Raw genomic sequence first — 5,015 nt, forward strand, 5'->3', positions numbered from 1 at the left:
GGCGCGCTTGGCTGCCGGGACTGGCAGCTTGGAGACGGAGGGGCAGATTGTCGGGTATTATGCTTTCAAGACAGATTTCTTGCTTCGCAAGGGGCGCGCAAAGAAAATGGTCTTGATGGATGTGGCAGGCGACAGCATGGAGCCGGTCTTGATGGATTCTGACACGGTCCTAATTGATGAAAGCCAGGATCAGATTATATCAGGCGGGCTTTTCGCCGTTGGAATTGAGCACGAAGTCTTCGTCAAATACTTGGACCGTATACCTGGAAAGCTCATCTTGCGGAGCAAGAACCCGACATACAGCCCGATTGAGGTGGATATGAACGGCGATCTTGCGTCTTCGGTGCGGATCATCGGCCGGGTGGTCTGGAGCTGCCGAGAATACGTGCGATAGGTCGGGCAAGCCTTCTTAATTTGCCTGAAATTTTCAACTCGCTTCGGCCGGTTTTCTCATCTTGCCTTCCGGGCGTCTCGCTCGTCTTCTGCACACCCTGAAGTCCACGTCAGTCCTACGTTTAGCCTCCTTCCGTCCTGTCCGATCTAGGCCCCAGGCCCTTCCTCACTTTGCCTGACTCCCCATAGAAAGAAAATGCGGTTTCCATGTTACCTCACGGCGTTATGCGTCGACAAGGCGATGGATGCCTCGGCTGTTCGCCATCCGTCGGACAGGGGGGTGTGGAGCTTACATGGACGCCGCATCTGCCGTTTCGAATATTTTCGACTGCCTTCCTGAGGATGAAATAGACAGTATTTGCACAAAAATATTGTCTTCTGACGCCAACGCACCCGAGGCGCTGCGCATAGCCGGAATTCTCGCCTACAAGCGCGGGCAGAAGGAAGCCGCCATAGCGCTCGTGGAAAAAGCCTGCCAGTTGCAGCAGGATAATCCCTATTATCGCTATGACCTCGCCATGCTCTTGATGGAGACGGACAAGGCGTCGGCCGTGCGGCTATTTTCCGAGGCGGGCCGGTTGTTCCACCTGCGCAGGCAGTTTGATGACGCCATGAACTGCCTGCGGGCCTGCCTGTGGTGCTGCCCTGACCATGTATTGCATCGGATGGATTTGGCGTTGCTGTGCGCGGTTCGGGGCGAGACTGAAGAGACCGACGGGCTGTTGCTGCAGGTCCTCGGGCAGGAGCCTGACAATGCTCTCGCCGCCCTGGCTCGGGCGTGCCTCTGTTTTCCGGCGGCCTACCGTTGCGAGGCCGAGATCGCTGCCGTGCGCCGCCATTATGTGCGGTGTCTGGACGTTTTCTGCGAAAAAGTCGCGCTGTTGGAGGGAGGGGCGGGAGCCGCAAGCCCCGCGCCGTTTTCGTTTATCGGCAACTTCAAGCCGTTTGGCCTCCCCTATCAAGGGGATTGCGACCGGGATCTCCAGGATCGCTTCGGCCGGCATTTCGTGCGCTATGCCAGTGTACTGCGGCCCGAGCGATTTCAGCCCCGTCCGTTCGGGGGGAAAGGGCGTATCCGGGTCGGGTTCGTTTCGGAATATGTGCGGTCGCATTCCGTGCATAAGCTTTTTCGCGGCTGGATGGAGCATCTCGATCCGCAACGCTTTGCCGTCCATGTGTATGCCGTCGGTCCGCGACGTCCGGGGAGCGCCCCGGAAGCGTTCCTTGGGGGGGTGGAGAATCCCCGTTGCGCGTCGCAATCCGTCTCGGTCTGGGAGGAAACCATAGCCGCCGACCGGCTGGATGTGTTGATCTATCCGGAGATCGGCATGGGTTGCGATTCCCTCGTCCTGGCCAGCCGGCGTCTGGCTCCGGTGCAGTGCGTGGCCTGGGGGCATCCGGAAACGACGGGTTTGCCGACGATGGATTATTTCCTTTCCAGCGAACTGATGGAGCCGGCCGACGCCGCGCGGCATTATACCGAACGCCTCGTCCTGCTGCCGCATCTTTCGATATGGTATGAGCCACCTTGCCGTCCGCCCGATGCCGGCGGCATGGACCGGCGGCGGCTGGGCCTGGACGAGGATGCCTTCGTGTTCGCCTGCACCCAGACGAGTTCCAAATACCTGCCGCGCTACGACGACGTTTTTGCGCGCATCGCCGCCCAGGCGCCTGAAGCGCAGTTTCTTTTTCTCGAACATCCGACCTCGCCGAAGGGGACGATGATTTTCAAGGAGCGGCTGGAAGCCGCGTTTGCGGAATACGGCCTGGACGCCGGCCGGCATTGCGTTTTTTCCCCCCGTCTCGCCCCGGATGCGTATTTGGCCATGCATCTGCATGTGGATGCGGCGCTGGACAGCATCGGCTGGTCGGGCGGGGTCAGCCTTTTGGAAGCGTTGGCTTACGACCTGCCCGCGGTGACGCTGCCTGTCGGACTCATGCGGGGCCGGCACGGGGCGGCATTCCTGCGCCGCATGGGGGTTGCGCAGTGCATCGCATCGACGCTCGAGGGCTATGTCGCGTTGGCGGTGCGCCTTGCCAGGGACAAGGGTTTTTACCGCCAGGCGCGGGGCGATGTCGCGCGGTTCAATCAACGGTTGTACCGTGACGGGGAATCCATCAGGGGACTGGAGGCGTTTCTCGCAAGGGTTGTCGGAAGGTGAAGCGCGCCGTTCACCGGCGCGAAGGGAGACCCTTTTCACGCGCCGTCGGAGCGGCGGGGGGGCGACGGGCGCCCCCCGCCTCATGCGCCCTGGGAGCCGGCTTCGCGCAGGGCGGCCTCGCCGAACACGTCGGCCATGACTTCCAGGGCGAAACGGGCCGAAACCGTGGCCGGGCCGCCGCCCATCTCGATGCCGACCTCCACCGCCTCCAGGACCTGGCGCGGGTCGGCCCCGGCCTCGGCCGCCTGCTCGATGTGCCACTGCATGCAGGAATGGCAGTCGATGACCACCGAGATGCCCACGGCCACGAGCTCCTTGACCCGCTTGGGCAGGGCCCCGTCGGCGTAGGTCGCCCGCTCCATGTCCAAAAAGGCGGCGTAGACCGGCGAATGCAGGTCGTCGAGCAGGCGTTTGTGGGCTTTCTTGCGGTCACGGCTCATCTGGACGAGCTTTTCGTTCATGGCATGCCTCGCCGGTGTTTGGCGTCCCGCGACAGGCGGCCGCCGGATTGGTGTTGCCGCTGACGATAACGCGCATCCCGGCGCGGAAACAAACGAATTGATCCGAACACGGCGTTCGGGAAAAACGAACGGCGGCCGCCGGCGTCGTTCGCGCCGGCGGCCGCCGCAACATGGCTGCCTCCTTGGGGACGGCTCAGACGATGGTCGGCAGGAAACCGGCGGCGCGCAGGGCGTCCACGATGGAATGGGCGTGCTCGCGCTCCCGGGCCTCGAAGCTGATCTCGATGCTGGCCTCCTTGGCCGGCAGGGCGAGCAGGGTGCGGTGGTGCTGGATCTCGATGATGTTGGCCCCGAAATCGCGCAGCACCGCCGTCACCTTGGCCAAGCCGCCCGGGCGGTCGCTTAAGGGGATGCGCAGGGTGACGATGCGGCCCTCGCGGATGAGCTGGCGGGTGATGACCTGGGCTAAAAGGCGCGGGTCGATGTTGCCGCCGCTTAAGACAAGCCCCACCTTGCGGCCCCGGAACTTGGCCGGCCGGGCAAGCAGGGCGGCCAGGGGCGCGGCCCCGGCCCCCTCGGCCACGGTCTTTTCCACGAAAAGGTAGAGCGCCACCGCCTCCTCGAGCTGGGACTCCTCGACCAGCAGCACCTCGTCCACCCGGTCGCGGATGACCTCGGTGGTCAGCGTGCCCGGATACTTGACCGCGATGCCCTCGGCGATGGTGTTGCCGCCGCCCTGCAAGGGCTCGCCGCGCAGGGCGCACAGCATGGACGGGTAGCACGAGGCCTGGACGCCCACGACCTCGATGCCGGGACGCACGCCCTTGGCCGCCGTGGCCACGCCGGAAATGAGCCCGCCACCGCCGATGGGCACGACGATGGCGTCGAGGTCCGGCACGGCGTCGAGCATCTCCAGGGCCACCGTGCCCTGGCCGGCCATGACCTCAGGATCGTCGAAGGGGTGGATGAAGACCAGGCCTCGCTCCTCGGTGACCCGCATGGCCTCGGCGTTGGCCTCGGCCAGGGTCTCGCCGGCCAGGATCACCGTGGCCCCGTGGGCCCGGGTGTGCTCGACCTTCACCGTGGGCGTGGCCGCCGGCATGACGATGGTGGCAGGCACGCCGAGCTGCCTGGCGTGGTAGGCCACGCCCTGGGCGTGGTTGCCGGCGGACATGGCCGAGACGCCCCGGGCGCGCTGGGCGTCGTCCAGACACAGGAGCTTGTTGAGCGCGCCGCGTTCCTTGAACGAGGCCGTGAACTGGTGGTTCTCGAACTTCACCAGGACCTCGGCCCCGGTCATCTGCGAGAGCACGTGGGAATGCAGGAAGGGCGTGGTCCGCAAACGCGGGGCCAGCCGCGCGGCGGCGGCCCGGACATCGTCGAGTTCGATCATGGGTATCCTCCCGAAGGGATGGAGAAGGCTCAGGACAGGGGCTCGAAACGCCCCGCTTGGCGGTTCTTGCGCACGGAGCCGGCCGGAAACACCCGGCCGTTCATGACGATGTAGACCCCGGGCGGCAGGGACTGGACCGCGCCCACGGCGCAGCCCACGTTGAAGGTCGCGTCCGAGGCGGCGAACCGGGCCGGGCTCATGGCCCCGGTCAGCACGATGACCTTGTCCGCCACGTCGGCCAGCACCTTGGCCGTCTCGGCCATGGTGTCCGTGCCGTGGGTGACCAGCACGTGCCGCCTGGGATCGGCGGCGACGCGCGCGCGCAGCTCCCGACGCTCCTCGTCGGTGACGTACAGGCTGTCCTTGCGCGCCACTTCCACGACCTCGTAGTCGAAGTCCACGTTTGAGCCGGCCAGGATCGGGCCGACCTGCGGCTCGCCCACGGTGTAGTCGGACAGGTCGTCGAAGTACACCTTGTCGATGGTGCCGCCCATGGTGAAGATGATGAGTTGCATGATTGAAGATGCCTCCGGCGGCCGGGGGGGATTATCCCCCCCGGACCCCCTTGATGGGGGTGGCGCGTCGGGCCGGGATGGCTTTGCATCC

5 protein-coding genes are annotated in these 5,015 nt (G+C 65.0%); 2 read left to right on the top strand and 3 right to left on the bottom strand.

What is annotated here, in order from left to right; all coding sequences use genetic code 11:
* Both Q1K70_RS10375 and Q1K70_RS10380 read left to right on the top strand, forming a co-directional pair.
* Positions 1-394: S24 family peptidase (locus Q1K70_RS10375; protein ID WP_300158780.1), on the top strand; the 394-nt coding region annotated here is incomplete at its 5' end.
* Between the two features lie 292 nt (positions 395-686).
* The gene (locus Q1K70_RS10380; RefSeq protein WP_300158782.1) at positions 687-2,555 is read left to right on the top strand and encodes a hypothetical protein; all 1,869 of its coding nucleotides are present in this window, start codon (positions 687-689) and stop codon (positions 2,553-2,555) included.
* 80 nt (positions 2,556-2,635) lie between these two features.
* On the opposite strand, the gene Q1K70_RS10385 is transcribed toward Q1K70_RS10380, so the two are convergent.
* From Q1K70_RS10385 to Q1K70_RS10395, 3 genes are all read right to left on the bottom strand, one after another.
* The gene (locus Q1K70_RS10385) at positions 2,636-3,016 is read right to left on the bottom strand and encodes a carboxymuconolactone decarboxylase family protein (protein WP_300158785.1); all 381 of its coding nucleotides are present in this window, start codon (positions 3,014-3,016) and stop codon (positions 2,636-2,638) included.
* 193 nt (positions 3,017-3,209) lie between these two features.
* A complete protein-coding gene (locus tag Q1K70_RS10390; protein WP_300158788.1) occupies positions 3,210-4,409 on the bottom strand; it encodes a threonine ammonia-lyase in 1,200 nt (399 codons plus the stop codon).
* Positions 4,410-4,438: 29 nt separating this feature from the next.
* Positions 4,439-4,924, bottom strand: coding sequence for an asparaginase domain-containing protein (locus Q1K70_RS10395; protein WP_300158791.1), 486 nt, complete (start codon positions 4,922-4,924; stop codon positions 4,439-4,441).
* Positions 4,925-5,015 lie beyond the last annotated feature (91 nt).

It is taken from the genome of Solidesulfovibrio sp., assembly GCF_029978005.1.
Taxonomy (GTDB): Bacteria; Desulfobacterota; Desulfovibrionia; order Desulfovibrionales; family Desulfovibrionaceae; genus Solidesulfovibrio.

Excerpts from the sequence above, each read along its gene's own strand:
- Q1K70_RS10385 (WP_300158785.1), bottom strand. The coding sequence starts at position 3,016 with ATGAACGAAAAGCTCGTCCAGATGAGCCGTGACCGCAAGAAAGCCCAC.
- Q1K70_RS10390 (WP_300158788.1), bottom strand. The coding sequence starts at position 4,409 with ATGATCGAACTCGACGATGTCCGGGCCGCCGCCGCGCGGCTGGCCCCG.
- Q1K70_RS10380 (WP_300158782.1), top strand. The coding sequence starts at position 687 with ATGGACGCCGCATCTGCCGTTTCGAATATTTTCGACTGCCTTCCTGAG.
- Q1K70_RS10395 (WP_300158791.1), bottom strand. The coding sequence starts at position 4,924 with ATGCAACTCATCATCTTCACCATGGGCGGCACCATCGACAAGGTGTAC.